Source organism: Stenotrophomonas sp. CFBP8980, from assembly GCF_034046095.1.
In the GTDB taxonomy this organism is placed as follows: domain Bacteria; phylum Pseudomonadota; class Gammaproteobacteria; order Xanthomonadales; family Xanthomonadaceae; genus Stenotrophomonas; species Stenotrophomonas lacuserhaii.
Genome location: NZ_JAXCXF010000001.1, coordinates 928,410 through 945,071, shown reverse-complemented (window position 1 = coordinate 945,071; position 16,662 = coordinate 928,410). Strand labels below are relative to the sequence as shown.

Annotated in this window: 11 protein-coding genes and 1 riboswitch; of the genes, 7 read left to right on the top strand and 4 right to left on the bottom strand. The window is 66.9% G+C overall.

Annotated elements, in window-relative coordinates; genetic code table 11:
* Positions 1-122 precede the first annotated feature (122 nt).
* From SOM47_RS04105 to thiC, 3 genes are all read right to left on the bottom strand, one after another.
* Positions 123-2,504: a winged helix-turn-helix domain-containing protein gene (locus tag SOM47_RS04105; protein ID WP_320504844.1), complete on the bottom strand. Its 2,382-nt coding sequence runs from the start codon at positions 2,502-2,504 to the stop codon at positions 123-125.
* Positions 2,505-2,755: 251 nt separating this feature from the next.
* A complete protein-coding gene (locus tag SOM47_RS04100) occupies positions 2,756-3,433 on the bottom strand; it encodes an ion channel (protein WP_320504843.1) in 678 nt (225 codons plus the stop codon).
* 116 nt (positions 3,434-3,549) lie between these two features.
* Positions 3,550-5,337 (bottom strand): phosphomethylpyrimidine synthase ThiC, encoded by a 1,788-nt coding sequence (gene thiC / locus SOM47_RS04095; protein ID WP_414715751.1) that lies wholly within the window; start codon positions 5,335-5,337, stop codon positions 3,550-3,552.
* An 80-nt stretch (positions 5,338-5,417) separates the two neighbouring features.
* Positions 5,418-5,519: riboswitch (TPP riboswitch) on the bottom strand.
* Positions 5,520-5,720: 201 nt separating this feature from the next.
* On the opposite strand from thiC, the gene SOM47_RS04090 reads away from it, so the two are divergent.
* Positions 5,721-7,298 carry a BCCT family transporter gene (locus SOM47_RS04090; protein ID WP_320504842.1) on the top strand — a complete coding sequence of 526 codons (1,578 nt, stop codon included), beginning with the start codon at positions 5,721-5,723 and terminating at the stop codon, positions 7,296-7,298.
* A 591-nt stretch (positions 7,299-7,889) separates the two neighbouring features.
* Here SOM47_RS04090 and ggt read toward each other — a convergent pair.
* Entirely contained in the window at positions 7,890-9,611 is a 1,722-nt protein-coding gene (gene ggt / locus SOM47_RS04085; protein ID WP_320504841.1) for a gamma-glutamyltransferase, read from the bottom strand.
* A 507-nt stretch (positions 9,612-10,118) separates the two neighbouring features.
* Here ggt and ilvC point away from each other — a divergent pair.
* The 6 genes from ilvC (at position 10,119) to SOM47_RS04055 (ending at position 16,656) form a co-directional block, all read left to right on the top strand.
* The gene (gene ilvC, locus SOM47_RS04080) at positions 10,119-11,093 is read left to right on the top strand and encodes a ketol-acid reductoisomerase (protein ID WP_042613994.1); all 975 of its coding nucleotides are present in this window, start codon (positions 10,119-10,121) and stop codon (positions 11,091-11,093) included.
* Between the two features lie 39 nt (positions 11,094-11,132).
* Entirely contained in the window at positions 11,133-12,869 is a 1,737-nt protein-coding gene (gene ilvG / locus SOM47_RS04075) for an acetolactate synthase 2 catalytic subunit (protein ID WP_320504840.1), read from the top strand.
* Positions 12,853-13,104 (top strand): ACT domain-containing protein, encoded by a 252-nt coding sequence (locus SOM47_RS04070; protein ID WP_042613996.1) that lies wholly within the window; start codon positions 12,853-12,855, stop codon positions 13,102-13,104. Before ilvG ends, SOM47_RS04070 begins: the two co-directional genes overlap by 17 nt.
* Before the next feature lie 87 nt (positions 13,105-13,191).
* Complete coding sequence (locus tag SOM47_RS04065) at positions 13,192-14,292, top strand: threonine dehydratase (RefSeq protein ID WP_042614002.1); 1,101 nt, start codon at positions 13,192-13,194, stop codon at positions 14,290-14,292.
* On the top strand, positions 14,289-15,872 hold the full coding sequence (locus SOM47_RS04060) for a 2-isopropylmalate synthase (protein ID WP_320504839.1): 1,584 nt from the start codon (positions 14,289-14,291) through the stop codon (positions 15,870-15,872). The genes SOM47_RS04065 and SOM47_RS04060 overlap by 4 nt, the downstream gene beginning before the upstream one ends.
* A gap of 10 nt (positions 15,873-15,882) precedes the next feature.
* Positions 15,883-16,656, top strand: coding sequence for a class I SAM-dependent methyltransferase (locus SOM47_RS04055; protein WP_320504838.1), 774 nt, complete (start codon positions 15,883-15,885; stop codon positions 16,654-16,656).
* The last annotated feature ends 6 nt before the right edge of the window (positions 16,657-16,662 follow it).

The following is a 16,662-nucleotide window of genomic DNA, read 5'->3' as shown; positions in this document are numbered from 1 at the left end:
GCACCACGTATTTACCAATACAGGGTGTCTGTTTTGCCAAATCAGGCGTCAGCGGTCAGGACGTTGCGACGACTTCGCGACGAAATCGACACGATGTCCGCACGAAAAACTTACGAAACCATTTATGGCTTTATTTTCAACGAGTTGATGAAAGCCGGGAAGACTTCTGGCGGGCGCTCGGGCAGCGCCATCACGCCGATGTCGGCACCGTCGGACACGGCGAGCGACACGTACACGTCATTTCCGTCAACGCTGCTGCTCAATCCATTGCCGGCACTGAGACGCGTCGCATCCAGGCAGCGTGATACCGGCTCGCCCCCTTCGGCGATACGCAGCAGGCCGGAGCTGCACTGGTTGGACTCATCCAGATAGTCGACGCGGCCGCCGCCGGCCACCGACCATGCGCGGTAGCGCCAGCGCGAGGGTTTGTCGGCGCTCAGCTGCTGGACGCTGGCCGGGGACAGCGAGGCATCCACCGACCACAGTCCACTGGCGCCCAACTGGGTGAAGACCACGCGTTGCCGCTCACTGTCAAAGCGCGCCTGGGACACGCCGTACAAGGTCGCCAGTCGCTGCCAGTCGCGCCGGTCATACAGACTCATGCGGGTGCGCTGGTCGTCGCCCCGCTCTATGACCAGCAGGCGATCCGGATCATCGAGATACAAGGCCTGCAGCGGGCGCGCCACCGGCACCGGCACCACGCTCAGCTGTTCATCGCGCGGGGTGATCTCGTAGACGTGGGGCTCCCCTTGGTCATCACGGCCCAGTACCAGCAGGTGGCGGCTGTCGGCCGACCATGCCGGCGGCTGCCGGGTGTCCGGCCGCAGTCCCTCGATGGGGCGCAGGGATTGCGGCTGCTGCAGGTCGGCCCACCACAGGGCGTAGCTGCCGGAACGGTCTGAAGCGAACACCATCTGGCGGTCGTCAGGTGCCAGCATCGGCTGGCTGTCGCGGCCGCTGGAGGCGAACAGTCGCTGTGCCCGCGCAGGGTCCTTCACCGGCACCTTGTACAACCCGAACTGTGCCTTGCGGTGGACGAAGGCCAGGAAGTTCGTCGCGCGCGCCACCGCCGGCCACTGTGCATCGTCCAGGCCGAGATCACGCAGCGTGCGTGCCTCGGTGTCCAGCTGGTACAGGCGCGCTTCGCTGTCCACCCGCCGACCGAACACGATCTGCCGGCTGTCACCCAGCCAGGCCCAGCCACGGAACTCGGCGGCGTCGTCGGTCAGCTGCTCCAGCGGCCCGCCTTCGGCCGGCATCCGCCACAGGTCACCGACCTGCGGGTTGCGCACGAACACCAGCCAGCGTCCGTCCGGGGAAATACGCGGGGCGTAATCGAAGTCGTCCTTGTGCGCGGCATAGGTCAACGCGCGCCACCGCCCGCTGGCAAGGTCCAGTACCCGGATCCCGCGGTGGGCGTAGGCGCCAACCATGCTGCCGAACACCAGCCCGCTGCCGTCCGGCGTCCAGTCGAAACTGAGCAGTTCGGTACCGTCGCAGCGCGTGGCCTGGCGCACGTTCCCGCCGGTCGCGCTGGCGATCAGCACTTCGCAGCGACCTTCGCCGGAGAAGCGTGCGAAGGCGATCTCTCGGCCGTCCGGGGACCAGTTCGGGAAGCGGTCCACCGCCCCGTCCGGACGGTCCACCAGATTGCGCGCCGGCGCATTGCCGGAGGTCTGCACCTTGATCTGGCCGCCGCCATCTTCTTCACTGGCTTCGTACGCCACCTGGGAGCCATCCGGCGACAACGTGGGATAGGTTTCAAAGCCCGCACCGGCGGTGATGAGTCGATACGGACGCTGCGGACTGCCGATCACCCGCGTACCGTTTTCCACCGCCGCATCGACTGCCGAGGGTGACGTATCCCGATGCAGCAGCAGCCAGGTCATGACGCCCAGCGCCAACAGCATGGACAGACCTACGCCCAGCAGCACCCAGCGCCGTACGCGTCGCCAGGCACTGCGGGGCCGCATCGGCGCCAGCAGCGGGGGTTCGGGACGCGTGCGGGTGGCGTCCATGTCCATTTCCATGTCCACGGCCACATCCACGTCCGTGCATGCGTCTACGTCCATATCCCTGCCAGCGGGCGACTGCACCGGCGGTGCCGGCGTTGGCGCTTCGCCCGCCGGCAGGGCGGACCGTTCAACCGGATCCACCGCACTCACCGCCACCCGCAGGCGATAGCCGGTCTTGGCGATCGTCTCGATGTAGGCGGGACCGTCCTCGCTGTCAGCGGTGAAGGCCTTGCGCAGCTGGGTCACGGCCTGGGTCAGCACATCATTGGTAGGCAGCGTGTCCGGCCACACCTCGGCGAACAGCTCATCCCGGGTGACCACGCGCCCGTTGCTGCGGACGAGCACGCGCAGCACGCCCACCGCCTTCGGGGTGAGCCTGCGAAGTCGCCGCGCACCGGGCACCTGCACTTCACGTGACGACAAGGTCACGGTGCATTCGCCGATACGCAGGATATCTACGTCATGGAAAGGGCTGTTGCTGATGGTCATCTATCTCGAACGCGGGCGGCAGGCGGGATGCCAGCCAGGTGCGCGTGAATGACCGGGAGGTGCAATCGCGAACAGCCAGACTCTGCAAACAGCATGAACCCATAACGCAAATGAATCGAAGCGCGCGAATACTAGCCTATGAGAGTTAACCGCACATGCTGCGGCGGACATCAGGCACTCTCTCGCCCACGTATTCAGATAATCAGTTTCACTATTCGCGCCTTCCGGGGCGCGATTTTTTTATCTGCCATTCATTTTTGTCGGTGCTCGAGCATGGTCAGACCGACCAGTCGCGATACCACCAGGGCCACGTACATGACCCCGCAGAACTGCGCCAGCATTACCAATGCGCGTGCCTGGGGGTGTACCGGAACGACGTCACTGAGACCTACTCCAGACAGTAAGCTGAAGCTGAGATAAAGCAGCTCCATCCACGTTCGGAACGGGGTCTGGTTGGTGGCCAGGAAACTGCCCGGATACCACTGCTGGCAGACCGAAAACGCAAACGCGAACGCCCACGCGAGCAGGGTGAAGGTGGCGCCTGCAGCAAACAGTTCGTCGCGGGTGACTTTATGGTCCTGCAGCATGTAGGCGATCAACGCACCGGCGGTGTAGAAGTACAGCAGGCTTTCCAGCAGCTGCGCCGTGATGCCCAACCCGGTCTTGCCCAACAGCACCGCCGCGATGGAGAACACCACCGAGGGAATGGCCAGCAACAACGCAAGCCAGGTGCCCAGCGGGCTGCGCTGCACCACCCACAGGGCGAGCCCGAGCACCGCGATGCCGAACGTGCCCACTGCCGCCCGCCCCGCCGCGGTGTCATCCATTGCCGGATACACCAGCACGCCCAGCAACTGCACCGCCAGCAACCAGGCGGAGGGATGGCGGCGGGCGATGGCCAGCCAGCGGAGGGTGGGCGGGATGGGCATGGCGCGGCCTTGGGAAACGATGGGCGGAGGATAACGGGGGAGAGCGTGACGACCAACGGTCGTCACCCACCAGGACCTGCGGTCGTCACCCACCAGCAGCTGCGGTTGTCCGTCCCCTACCCGCCCGCAGACTGCCCGCGGACCTCCTGGCTGATCTTCATCGAACAGAACTGGGGTCCGCACATCGAGCAGAAATGGGCGCTCTTGTGTGCGTCCTTCGGCAGGGTCTGATCGTGCAGCTCCCTGGCCTTTTCAGGATCCAGGCCGAGGTGGAACTGGTCTTCCCAACGGAATTCGAAGCGGGCCTTGCTGAGCGCGTTGTCACGCACCTGCGCACCGGGATGCCCCTTGGCCAGGTCCGAGGCATGGGCGGCGATTCGATAGGCCATGATGCCGTCGCGGACGTCCTGCCGGTCCGGCAGGCCCAGGTGTTCCTTGGGGGTGACGTAGCAGAGCATCGCCGTGCCGTACCAGCCGATCATCGCCGCGCCGATCGCACTGGTGATGTGATCGTAGCCCGGCGCGATGTCGGTGGTCAGCGGCCCCAGGGTATAGAACGGCGCCTCGCCGCATTCGCGCAGCTGCTTGTCCATGTTCTCCTTGATCAGGTGCATCGGCACGTGGCCCGGGCCCTCCACCATCACCTGCACGTCGTGCTGCCAGGCCACCTTGGTCAGTTCGCCGAGGGTTTCCAGTTCGGCGAACTGCGCCGCGTCGTTGGCATCGGCGATGCAGCCCGGGCGCAGCCCGTCGCCCAGCGAGAACGTCACGTCGTAGGCCTTCATGATTTCGCAGATGTCGTCGAAATGCGTATGCAGGAAGTTCTCCCTGCGATGCGCCATGCACCATTTGGCCAGGATGCTGCCGCCGCGCGAGACGATGCCGGTCATCCGGTTCGCTGTCAGCGGCACATGCGCGGCCCGCACCCCCGCGTGCACGGTGAAGTAATCCACGCCCTGTTCGGCCTGTTCGACCAAGGTATCGCGGTATACCTCCCAGCTGAGGTCTTCGGCCCGACCGCCGACCTTTTCCAGCGCCTGGTAGATCGGCACGGTACCGATCGGCACCGGTGAGTTGCGGATGATCCACTCGCGGGTTTCGTGGATGTGCTTGCCGGTGGACAGGTCCATCACCGTATCGCCGCCCCAGCGGATCGCCCAGACCAGTTTCTCCACTTCCTCGGCGATGCCCGAGGACACCGCACTGTTGCCGATGTTGGCGTTGATCTTGGTCAGGAAGTTGCGGCCGATGATCATCGGTTCGCTTTCCGGGTGGTTGATGTTGTTGGGCAGCACCGCCCGGCCACGGGCGATCTCGCTGCGCACGAATTCCGGCGTGATCACGCGCGGGATGGCAGCACCGAAGGACTGCCCCGGATGCTGCTGGAGCAGTCCGGCATCGAGCACCGCATGCAGGCGCTGGTTCTCGCGGATGGCGACGAACTCCATCTCCGGGGTGATGATGCCCTGGCGGGCGTAGTGCATCTGGGTCACGTTGGCGCCGGCACGCGCTCGACGCGGCTGATGGCGCGCCGGAAAGCGCACCGCGGCCAGCCTCGCATCGAGTTCGCGCGAACGACCAAACACCGAGCCCAACCCGCCCGGCAGTGCGGTGTCGGCACGCTCTTCGATCCAGCCGCGGCGCAGTGCAGTCAGGCCCGCCGCCAGGTCGATCCGCGCCGCGGGATCGGTGTAGGGACCGGAGCTGTCGTAGACCGCCAGCGGCGCGTTCCCGCCGCCGCCGAACGTGTCCGGGGTCGGGCTGAGCGCGATCTCGCGCATCGGCACCTGCAGGTCCGGCCGGGAACCGGCCACATGCACCTTGCGCGAACCCGGGATCGGCCGGGTGACGGTTTCGGAAAGCTGCTGCGCCTGCTGCTGCAGGTCGTCGTACGGTGCGTTCATCGGGCTTCGTCCAATCAGGTTCGGGGACGAAGCGGCGGTGCGCCGACGCACGCGCGCCGGCCCCGGGAGAGCCCACGCACGGACGGCGTTGCAAAGCTTCCCTACGCCGGTATGAGCCGGATCAGGTTCCAAGGGACTATCTCAACCACGGCCAGTTGGCCGCGGTACCCCCGCTTCAGCGCGCATTAGAACATACCGCCGCTGTCGCGGACGACACACTGACGAGTCCATGACGCCACGCTGGGTAACATCGCGCAGCGCACTGTCGCGCCTGCTCCTGCAGGCATGCGGCCGTCCGCCGTCCTCCGCATTGCTGGTATTGCCCGGCATCGCACTGCAAGCTTCTGCTCGCTCCCTCATTCACTGATCGGAGAAGCCCCGTCATGGTGTTTCGAATTTCCATCGCACTGGTCGCTGTCCTGGTGCTGCTCGCCGGGCTCGCACCGGACTCCTTCAACGCCGTCGTACAGGCCGTGCTGGCCGAGGTGGTCCGCGGCGCGGGCTGGCTCTACCTGCTGGTCGTGTTCCTTGCGCTGACCTTCCTGCTGTACCTGGCGTTCGGACGGTTCGCCAACCTGCGCATCGGCGGCGAAGATGCCGAGCCGGACTTCTCCCGCGCCAGCTGGATGTCGATGCTGTTCGCTGCAGGCATGGGCATCGGCCTGGTGTTCTGGGGCGCGGCCGAGCCGGTCTCCCATTTCGTCAAACCACCGGAAGGGCTGGAACCCATGGGCATGGATGCGGCGCGTGCCTCGATGCGCTACGCCTTCTTCCATTGGGGCCTGCATCCGTGGGCGGTGTACGCATTGATCGGCCTGGCAATGGCCTGGTTCCAGTTCAACCGCAACGGCCGCGGCCTGGTCAGCGACATGCTGCAGCCGATCATCGGCCAGCACCATCGCGGCTGGATCGGCCACGTGGTCAACATCGCCGCCGTGGTGGCGACCGCGGTCGGCGTGGCCACCACGCTGGGCTTCGGCACCATCCAGATCGCGGCAGGCCTGGAACGGGTGTTCGGCATTCCCTCCAGCGTGCCGACCCAGATGGTGATCATCGCGGTGGCGTTCGTGTTGTACATGGCGTCGACCCTGAGCGGGGTGGAGCGCGGGGTCAAATGGCTGTCCAACTTCAACCTCGGCCTGGCTGCGCTGCTGCTGGCGATGGTGCTGGTGTTGGGCCCGACCGGCTTCATCTTCGACACGTTCACCACCACGCTGGGGTCCTACCTCAACCAGCTGGTGACGATGAGCCTGCGCATGTCGCCGTTCTCCGGCAGCACCTGGGTGGCCGACTGGACCATCTTCTACTGGGCGTGGTGGATTGCCTGGGCACCGTTCGTGGGGTCGTTCATCGCGCGCATCTCGCGTGGCCGCAGCGTCCGGGAGTTCGTGATCGGTGTGGTGATCGCACCGACCGTGCTGGGCTTCATCTGGTTCTCGGTGTTCGGCGGCACCGCGCTGTGGTCGCAGTTGTTCGGCCATGTCGATCTGGTGGCCGCGCTGGGCAATGGCTACGAAACGGTGCTGTTCACCATGTTCGACAGCCTGCCCTTCCCGCTGTTGCTGGCCAGCGTGGCGCTGGTGCTGCTGATGATCTTCTTCGTGACTTCGGCCGATTCTGCAGTACTGGTACTGGCCAGCATGTCCACCGATGAGGCCGGTGATCCGCCGCCGAAGCGCAAGCTGGCGTGGGGCGTGGGTGTTGCGCTGATCGCGGCGGCCTTGTTGCTGGCTGGCGGACTGTCCGCCCTGCAGGGCATGATCACCATCGCCGCGCTGCCCTTCGCCGTGCTGATGATCCTGGTGATGGTGTCGTTGTACCGCGTGTTGGACCAGGAATGGACACGCGAGCGGCGCAAGGCGCAGCGTGCGCGGCAGATGATCGAGGCGTGGATTGAACGCGAAATGGCGGCGCAGGAAGAGACGCGGCTGGAAGCCGAGCACGCGGCTGAGCGCGACTGATGGGGTGGGTTGCCGGGCTTGCAGCCCGGCGCCCGCTTCGAAGCGACGTCAACGTCAAAGTCTGCAGGGCTGTGTGTGGGCGGGGCGGGGTGGGTTGGCGGGAATCGCCGTGAATCCGTCCATGGAGGCTCGCCATCCGCTTGCTCGCCGGTGCAGTCCTGCACAGGCGGCAAGACCTGCGCTGGGCTCCTGCCCAGCGCGTCCGGCGCATGCGCCGGACCCATGCGGATGAGCGTTCCCGCCAACCCACCCCGCCCCACCTTCGACAGGTCCATGGTGGCCATGGAACCTTCGGTAGCGCCGACCCATGGTCGGCGGATGGCAGGGGGAATGGGATCTGATGATTTCCGCCGAGCATGGCTCGGCGCTACCGCTTTTCATTTTTTAATTACGCGGGTGGCGGCCATCGGAACCTGTCAGGGGGCCGGGCGGGTGGGGTTGGCAGGACGCTGAGCCGCATGGATGCGGCGATGCAGCCTACAGGGACGTACTTGCGGCGTGTCCTGCCAACCCCACCCGCCCGTCGCCAAACACGTAACCTGCTTCCAGCCACCACCCGCGAGGGGGGTCTCACCCGTTCGACGCCTGCCCTCAATACCCCGCCGCCTGCCCATCCTTGCGGCTCTCCGACGCGCCGTAGTACACACCCGTCTCCGGATCGCGCAGGATCGCCTGGTAGCCGCCATATGGACCGTCGGCGAACACCACGCGGTGGCCCTTGCGCATCAGCGCGCGGATCGTGTCATACGCAAAGCCGGTTTCCAGGTTGACCTCGCCGCCGTCGCTCATCGCCGTGGCCTGGCCGGTCGGCTCGGTCGAACCCTCGTGCTGGATGCGCGGCGCATCACCGGCTTCCTGCAGGTTCATGCCGAAGTCCACCAGGTTCATCACGATCTGCGCATGGCCCTGCGGCTGCATCGCCCCGCCCATCACGCCGAAGCTCGCATAGGGCTTGCCGTCCTTGGTGATGAAGCCGGGGATGATGGTCTGGAACGGACGCTTGCCCGGTGCATAACCGTTCGGGTGGCTCTTCTGCAGGACGAACATCTCACCGCGATCCTGCAGGATGAAGCCGAGCCCCGGGGGCGCCATGCCGCTGCCCATGCCGCGGTAGTTGGACTGGATCAGCGACACCATCATGCCGTCGGCATCGGCGACGGTCATGTAGATCGTGTCGCCCTCTTCCAGCTGTTTCGGTGTGCCCGGCTGTACTTCCTTCAGCGCCTTGTCCATCGAAATCAGTGCACGCCGCTCGGCCGCGTACTCCTTCGAGATCAGCTTGGCCACCGGCGCGGCCGGCTGGAAGGCCATGTCCGCATAGAAGCGCGCGCGGTCGGCGAAGGCCAGCTTCTTGGCTTCCACGAACAGGTGCACGTGTTCGGCCGAGCCAAAGGGAATCTTCGAGAAATCGTACCCTTCCAGCACGTTGAGGATCTGCAGCGCGGCGATGCCCTGGCTGTTGGGCGGCAGCTCCCACACGTCGTAACCGCGGTAGTTGCTGCTCACCGGGTCGACCCATTCGCCCTGGTGGGCGGCCATGTCATCGAAGCTCAGGTAACCGCCGTTGGCCTTGAAGTAGCTGCCGATGGTGCGCGCGATGTCGCCCTTGTAGAACGCATCGCGGCCGCCATCGGCGATCTGCTGCAGCGTGTTGGCCAGGTTCGGGTTCTTCCACAGCTCGCCCTTGCGCGGGGCATGGCCGTTGATCGTGAACTGTTCCTTGAAACCGGGATACTGCGACAGGCGCGGCACCGAGCGGTCCCAGTAATACGCGATGACCTCGGCCACCGGATGGCCTTCGCGTGCGTAGCGGATGGCCGGCGCCAGGTTGTCGGCCATCGGCTTGCGGCCGAAGCGCTCGTGCAGGGCGAACCAGCCATCGACGGCGCCGGGCACCGACACCGGCAGCGGACCGGTGGCCGGAATTTCCTTCAGCCCGCGGCGTTGGAACTCGGCCAGGGTGAGCGAGCGCGGCGAGCGGCCGGAGCCGTTGTAGCCATGCAGCTGCTGGGTCTTCGGATCCCACACGATGGCGAACAGGTCGCCGCCGATGCCGTTGCCGGTCGGCTCCATCAGGCCCAGTGCCGCGTTGGCGGCGATTGCGGCATCCACCGCGCTGCCGCCGTTCTTCATCACGTCCAGGGCGATCTGGGTGGCCAGCGGCTGCGACGTCGCCGCCATCGCATGCGGTGCGATCACTTCCGAACGGGTGGCAAAGCCGTGGCCGGTCACGCGGTCAGCGGCGAGGGCAAGCGTCGGCAGCGTTGCCAGCAGGGCAGCGGCCAGCAGGCAGCGGGTCAGTCGTCGGGTCACGTCGGGGGTTCCTGGAAAGGGATATCGCGATAGTCGCCTGTCTGCACGTTGCCGGGTATCCGGCATAGGTCATGGACGTGCGGTACGGCTGCCCGACGACTGCGCGAATGGCGGCAACGGCTCGCTCCGCACCGCGGCGCGATGCTGGTTTCATGCGCAACAATGCTGGTGGCACAAGGCTTCCGCGTGGATTCAGCGGCAACCAATCCGCAGGCATCGACAAGGGTTGACACACCTTGGCGCGCATGTTTTCCTCGGACCCATGTTGCAGCGCCACACGCCACCGCCGACGAACTTCGAGCCCGCCGCCATCGGCGCCGCCTCGCTGCGTTCGCTCCTCGTACTCGTACTTATTAGCCAGCCCACCGGAGCGGGACGAGCCAGCGTGTAAGCAACAGACACACAGGTACTCGATCAAAACCCGCACCGGTCCCGGCGCGGGTTTTTTCGTTTCAGAACATGGCAACACCCTCCCTCCATCCAATACCTCTGCAAGGAACCACCACGATGAGCACCAACGACCTGCCCCAGACCAAGATCGCTGTCGTCGGCTACGGCAGCCAGGGCCGCGCGCACGCGCTGAACCTGCGTGAATCCGGCTTCGAGGTGGTGGTGGGCCTGCGGCCCGGCGGCCCGACCGAAGTAAAGGCCCAGGCCGACGGCTTCACCGTCAAGGCGCCGGCCGAGGCGGTGAAGGATGCCGACCTGGTCGCCGTGCTGACCCCGGACATGGTGCAGAAGAAGCTGTACGAAGACGTGCTGGCACCGAACATGAAACAGGGCGCGGTGCTGCTGTTCGCGCACGGCCTGAACGTCCACTTCGACATGATCACCCCGCGCGAGGACCTGGACGTGGTGCTGGTTGCGCCGAAGGGCCCGGGCGCGCTGGTCCGCCGAGAATACGAGATCGGCCGTGGCGTGCCGTGCATCTGGGCCGTGCACCAGGACAAGAGCGGCAACGCCGCCAAGCATGCGCTGGCCTATGCCACCGGGCTGGGCGGCGCACGCGCCAACCTGATCCAGACCACGTTCAAGGAAGAAACCGAGACCGACCTGTTCGGCGAGCAGGCGGTGCTGTGCGGCGGTGCCTCGGCGCTGGTGCAGGCCGGCTTCGAAACGCTGGTGGAAGCCGGTTACCAGCCGGAAATCGCGTACTACGAAGTGCTGCACGAACTGAAGCTGATCGTGGACCTGTTCTACGAGGGTGGCATTTCGCGGATGCTCGAGTTCATCTCCGAAACCGCCCAGTACGGCGACTACGTCAGCGGCCCGCGGGTCATCGACGCCGGCACCAAGGAGCGCATGAAGGAGGTCCTGAAGGACATCCAGGACGGCACCTTCACCAAGAACTGGGTCGCCGAGTACGAAGCGGGGCTGCCGAACTACAACAAGTTCAAGCAGGCCGACCTGGACCACCCGATCGAGAAGGTAGGCAAGGAACTGCGCGCCAAGATGGTCTGGCTGCAAGGCCAGGCCGCGTAACCCACGCGGCCCTCCCCCACCCGCTCTGCAAGGTTTCCCATGAACATCCCCGCACAACGCAGCGCGCCGCCCAACGGCGCGCGCTGGCTGACCCAGGCGCTGGAGGCCGAAGGCGTGCAGACGCTGTTCGGCTATCCAGGCGGCACGATCATGCCGTTCTACGACGCCCTGGTGGATTCGCGGCTGAAGCACGTGCTGGTGCGCCACGAGCAGGGCGCCGCACTGGCTGCCAACGGCTTTGCGCGTGCCAGTGGCCGGGTCGGCGTGTGCATCGCCACCTCCGGTCCGGGCGCTTCCAACCTGGTCACCGGCATCGCCGATGCGATGCTGGATTCGGTGCCGATGGTCTGCATCACCGGCCAGGTCGCCACGCCGCTGCTGGGCACCGATGCGTTCCAGGAACTGGACGTGTTTGGACTGACCCTGCCGATCGTCAAGCACAGCTGGCTGGTGCGCAGCGTGGATGACCTGCCGCGCGTGGTCGCCGAGGCGTTCCGCATCGCGCGCGAAGGCCGTCCCGGCCCGGTGCTGATCGACCTGCCCAAGGATGTCCAGGTCGCCGATGCCAGCCATCTGCCGGCCCATGTGCCGTCCACCGTAGAGGCGCCGCCTGCGGCTGCCGAGCAGGCCATCGCCGATGCCATTGCCGCCATTGCAGGCGCGGAAAAGCCGGTGATCTACGCCGGCGGTGGCATCGCACTGGGTGACGCCGTCGATGCGCTGCGCGACTTCGCCGCGGCCAGCGGCATACCCACCGTACTGACCCTGCGTGGCCTGGGTGCACTGCCAGCAGGACATCCGCAATCGCTGGGCATGCTGGGCATGCATGGCACCCGCGCGGCCAACATGGCCGTGCAGGAAGCCGACCTGCTGCTGGTGCTCGGCGCGCGCTTCGATGACCGCGCCACCGGCAAGCTGACCGAGTTCGCGCCCTTCGCGCGCGTGGTGCACATCGATGCCGACGCGTATGAAATCTCAAAGCTGCGTACCGCCGACGTCGCCGTTCCCGGCAACGTCGCGCAGGCCATCCGTGCCCTGCACGCCGCCTTCCCGGCCCCTGCGGCCACGCAGTCCGCCTGGCGCAGCCGCTGCGCGCAGCACCGCGAGAAGTTCATCGCCCGGTACGACGCACCGGGCAAGCACATCTACGCGCCCGCGCTGCTGAAGCGGCTGAGCGAGCTGGCGCCGGCCGATGCGGTGATTGCCTGTGATGTCGGCCAACACCAGATGTGGGTGGCCCAGCACTGCCGCTTCAACCACCCGCGCAACCACCTGACCAGCGGCGCGCTGGGCACCATGGGCTTCGGCCTGCCGGCGGCGATGGGCGCGCAGTTCGCCTGCCCCGAGCGCACCGTGGTGCTGGTCTCCGGCGATGGCAGCTTCATGATGAACGTGCAGGAGCTGACGACGATTGCGCGTTGCCGCCTGCCGGTGAAGATCGTGCTGCTGGACAACAGCTCGCTGGGCATGGTCCGGCAGTGGCAGGAACTGTTCTTCGCCGAGCGTTACAGCGAGATCGACCTGTCCGACAACCCGGACTTCGTCGCATTGGCCAAGGTGTTCGGCATCGCCGCCACCCGCATCGACGCGCGTGACGAGGTGGAAGGTGGGCTGGCGGCGCTGCTGGCCGAACCCGGCCCGGCGCTGCTGCACGTGGCCATCGACGCGCGCGCCAATGTATGGCCGCTGGTGCCGCCCAATACCGCCAACAGCACGATGCTGGAATCCAATCCCGCCCATGTCAGCCAGGAGACCCCCAATGCAATACCGGCTTGACCTGGTGCTGCACCCCGCCGAAGGCGCGCTGCTGCGCGTGATCGGCATGGCCGAGCGGCGTGGCTTCGCCCCGCGCGCCATCCACGGTGCATCCGATGCCGACGACCACGGCCGTTGGCACCTGCAGCTGGTGGTGGACGGCACCCGTCCGCCGGAAACGCTGTGCCGGCAGATCGAGAAAATCTACGACTGCGTATCGGTGCAGGTGACCGAACTGCAGGGAGCAGCCGCATGAACGCCCGTACCGTGCAAGCGGTGCCGGCACGGAGGCGTCTTCTCGGCCGCCCGTCGTCGTCGCCGTGCGCACAACGCGTGGTCCATGATGCCTGCCGCTGACCGCGCCGGCACCGAACCTGACGTAGGCGATGTAACCGTCGCCGACGTGCTGGCCGCGCAGGCCCGCCTGCGCCGCTTCCTGCCGCCCACGCCGCTGCATTACGCCGAGCGCTTCGGCACCTGGCTGAAGCTGGAAAACCTGCAGCGCACCGGCTCCTACAAGGTCCGCGGCGCGCTGAACGCCCTGCTGGCCGGCCGCGAGCGCGGCGACCTGCGCCCGATCATCTGCGCCTCTGCCGGCAACCACGCCCAAGGCGTGGCCTGGGCTGCGCATCGGCTGGGCGTGCAGGCGATCACCGTCATGCCGCACGGCGCGCCGGCCACCAAGATCGCCGGCGTCGCCCACTGGGGCGCCACCGTGCGCCAGCATGGCGAGAGCTACGACGACGCCTGGGCCTTCGCGGTGGAACTGGCCCAGCGCCATGACTACCGCTTCCTGTCCGCCTTCGACGATGCCGATGTCATCGCCGGCCAAGGCACGGTCGGCATCGAACTGGCCCCCCATTCGCCGGACGTGGTGATCGTGCCCATCGGCGGCGGCGGCCTGGCGTCCGGTGTTGCCCTGGCGTTGAAATCGCAGGGCGTGCGCATCGTCGGCGCGCAGGTCGAAGGCGTGGACTCGATGGCCCGCGCGATCCGCGGCGACGTCCGCCCGATCGCCCCGGTGCCCTCGCTGGCCGACGGCGTGCGGGTGAAGATCCCCGGCTTCCTGACCCGCCGCCTGTGCACCTCGCTGCTGGACGACGTGGTGATCGTGCGCGAGGCCGAGCTGCGCGAAACGCTGGTGCGCTTGGCGCTGGAAGAAAACCTGATTGCCGAAGGTGCCGGCGCACTGGCGCTGGCCGCCGGCCGCCGGGTTGCCGGACGCCGCAAGTTCGCGGTCGTCTCCGGCGGCAACATCGACGCTTCGGTACTTGCCGGCCTGCTCACCGACGTGCGACCACGCGCCCCGCGCAAACCGCGCCGGCGCCGCCCCGAAACCCTGCGAACGCCCGCCGTAGCGGTCGCACTGCCCGCCTTGAAACCTGTTTCTTCCCCTTCCCACCTGCACGCCGCACTGCCCGCTGTCGAGGAGACTTCCCCATGACCACGCCGACCATCGAACGAATTACCCCGCCGCGCATCCGCATCTTCGACACCACCCTGCGCGATGGCGAACAGTCGCCCGGCTGCAGCATGAGCCCGCAGCAGAAGCTGGTCATGGCGCGTGCGCTGGACGAGCTGGGCGTGGACGTGATCGAAACCGGATTCCCGGCCAGCTCCCAATCCGACCGCGAGGCGATGGCGATGATCGGCCGCGAAGTACAGCGCCCGATCCTGGCGGTGCTGTCGCGCTGCCTGGCGAGCGACATCGAAACCTCGGCACACGCGCTGGACGCAGCCGCGCACCCGCGCCTGCACGTATTCCTGTCCACCAGCCCGCTGCACCGCGAGCACAAGCTGCGCATGACCCGCGAGCAGGTGCTGGAATCGGTGCACAAGCATGTCGCGCTGGCGCGTTCGTACATTGATGATGTCGAGTTCTCCGCCGAAGACGCCACCCGCACCGAGCTGGACTACCTGATCGAAGTATCCCGCGTAGCGATCGCCGCCGGTGCCACCACCATCAACCTGCCGGACACGGTCGGCTTCACCACGCCGGAGGAAATCCGCGCGATGTTCCAGCAGGTCATCGCCGGCGTCGCCGATGTCAGCGGTGCCGAGCGGGTGATCTTCAGCGCGCACTGCCACAACGACCTGGGCCTGGCCGTGGCCAATTCGCTGGCCGCCATCGAAGGCGGCGCCCGCCAGGTCGAATGCACCGTCAACGGCATCGGCGAGCGCGCCGGCAACTGCTCGCTGGAAGAGATCGCCATGGTGCTGAAGGTGCGCCAGGCCTTCTACGAGCAGGACACCTCCATCAACACCCCGCGCATAGTCGGCACCTCGCAGCTGCTGCAGCGGCTGGTCGGCATGCCGGTACAGCGCAACAAGGCCATCGTTGGTGCGAACGCTTTCGCCCACGAATCGGGCATCCACCAGCACGGCATGCTGCGCCACCGCGGCACCTACGAAATCATGCGTCCGGAAGACGTGGGCTGGGAAGATTCGCAGATGGTGCTGGGCCGCCACAGCGGCCGCGCCGCGGTCGAGGCGCGCCTGCGCGCACTGGGCTTCTGGCTGGAAGAAGAAGAACTGAAGCTGGTGTTCGAACAGTTCAAGTCGCTGTGCGAGCAGCAGCGCGTGGTCACCGATGCAGACCTGCAGACCCTGATGCAGGGCGGTGCCAGCACCCCGGGCTACCGTCTGGCCTCGATGACCATCAGCGATGTCGGCAGCCGTGCCAATGCACTGGTTGAACTGTCTGATCCGGATGGCAACCGGGTGGCCGAAACCGCACAGGGCGATGGCCCGGTGGATGCGCTGTTCGGTGCCCTGTCTTCTGCCACCGGCGTCAGCCTGCAGCTGGACAGCTACCAGGTGCACAGCGTAGGCATCGGCGCGGACGCACGCGGCGAAGCCAACCTGAGCGTACGCAGTGGCGAGGATGTCTTCGAAGGCACCGGCACCAGCCGCGACATCATCGAGGCCTCTGCACTGGCCTGGCTGGACGTCGCCAACCGCCTGCTGCGCCAACGCGAAGCCACTGCCGCCCCTGACACCGCCGCTGCGGCGGCCCACGCCTGAGGATTCCAGCATGAGCGCGTTCACCTCCGTCAGCATTGACGCCGGCCAAGCCTGGAATGCCCAGGATTACGCCATCGACGCCGGCTTCGTGCCGGTGCTGGGCAGCGCGATCGCGCGCCTGCTTGATGCGCGGCGGGGTGAACGGATCCTCGACCTCGGCTGTGGCGACGGCGTGCTGAGCACCGAACTCGCACTGACCGGCGCCCAGGTGATCGGCGTGGACGCCTCGCCCGAGCTGGTGATCGCCGCGCGCGCCCGCGGGGTCGATGCGCAGGTCATGGACGGCCATGCGCTGTCCTTCGATGGCGAGTTCGATGCGGTGTTCAGCAACGCTGCGCTGCACTGGATGCGCGAACCGGACCGCGTACTGGCCGGTGTGCGGCGTGCATTGAAACCCGGCGGGCGGCTGGTCGCCGAGTTCGGTGGCGATGGCAACGTCGCCGCCATCGTCGGTGCCGTGCAGGCTGCCCGGGTGGCGCACGGCCACGGAGAAAGCGCGTTCAGCTGGTACTTCCCCACCGTGGAAGCGTACAGCGACCGCCTGCGCCAGCATGGCTTCCACGTGCAGTTCGCCGAGCGCGTGGAGCGCCCCACGCCGCTGCCCACCGGCATCGCGGGTTGGTTGCGGGTGTTCGCCGCGCCGTTGCTGGCCGACCTGGATAGCGCTGCTGCCCGTCGCATACGCGATGCCGCCGAAGCCCTGCTGGTCGACCTGCCACGTGATGCGTCGGGCCTGCCGCTCGCCGACTATGTGCGGCTGCGCGTACTCGCACGTCGCCGCTGAGTGTTG

Excerpts from the sequence above, each read along its gene's own strand:
- SOM47_RS04105 (WP_320504844.1), bottom strand. The coding sequence starts at position 2,504 with ATGACCATCAGCAACAGCCCTTTCCATGACGTAGATATCCTGCGTATC.
- SOM47_RS04100 (WP_320504843.1), bottom strand. The coding sequence starts at position 3,433 with ATGCCCATCCCGCCCACCCTCCGCTGGCTGGCCATCGCCCGCCGCCAT.
- thiC (WP_414715751.1), bottom strand. The coding sequence starts at position 5,337 with ATGAACGCACCGTACGACGACCTGCAGCAGCAGGCGCAGCAGCTTTCC.
- SOM47_RS04090 (WP_320504842.1), top strand. The coding sequence starts at position 5,721 with ATGGTGTTTCGAATTTCCATCGCACTGGTCGCTGTCCTGGTGCTGCTC.
- ilvC (WP_042613994.1), top strand. The coding sequence starts at position 10,119 with ATGAGCACCAACGACCTGCCCCAGACCAAGATCGCTGTCGTCGGCTAC.
- ilvG (WP_320504840.1), top strand. The coding sequence starts at position 11,133 with ATGAACATCCCCGCACAACGCAGCGCGCCGCCCAACGGCGCGCGCTGG.
- SOM47_RS04070 (WP_042613996.1), top strand. The coding sequence starts at position 12,853 with ATGCAATACCGGCTTGACCTGGTGCTGCACCCCGCCGAAGGCGCGCTG.
- SOM47_RS04065 (WP_042614002.1), top strand. The coding sequence starts at position 13,192 with ATGCCTGCCGCTGACCGCGCCGGCACCGAACCTGACGTAGGCGATGTA.
- SOM47_RS04060 (WP_320504839.1), top strand. The coding sequence starts at position 14,289 with ATGACCACGCCGACCATCGAACGAATTACCCCGCCGCGCATCCGCATC.
- SOM47_RS04055 (WP_320504838.1), top strand. The coding sequence starts at position 15,883 with ATGAGCGCGTTCACCTCCGTCAGCATTGACGCCGGCCAAGCCTGGAAT.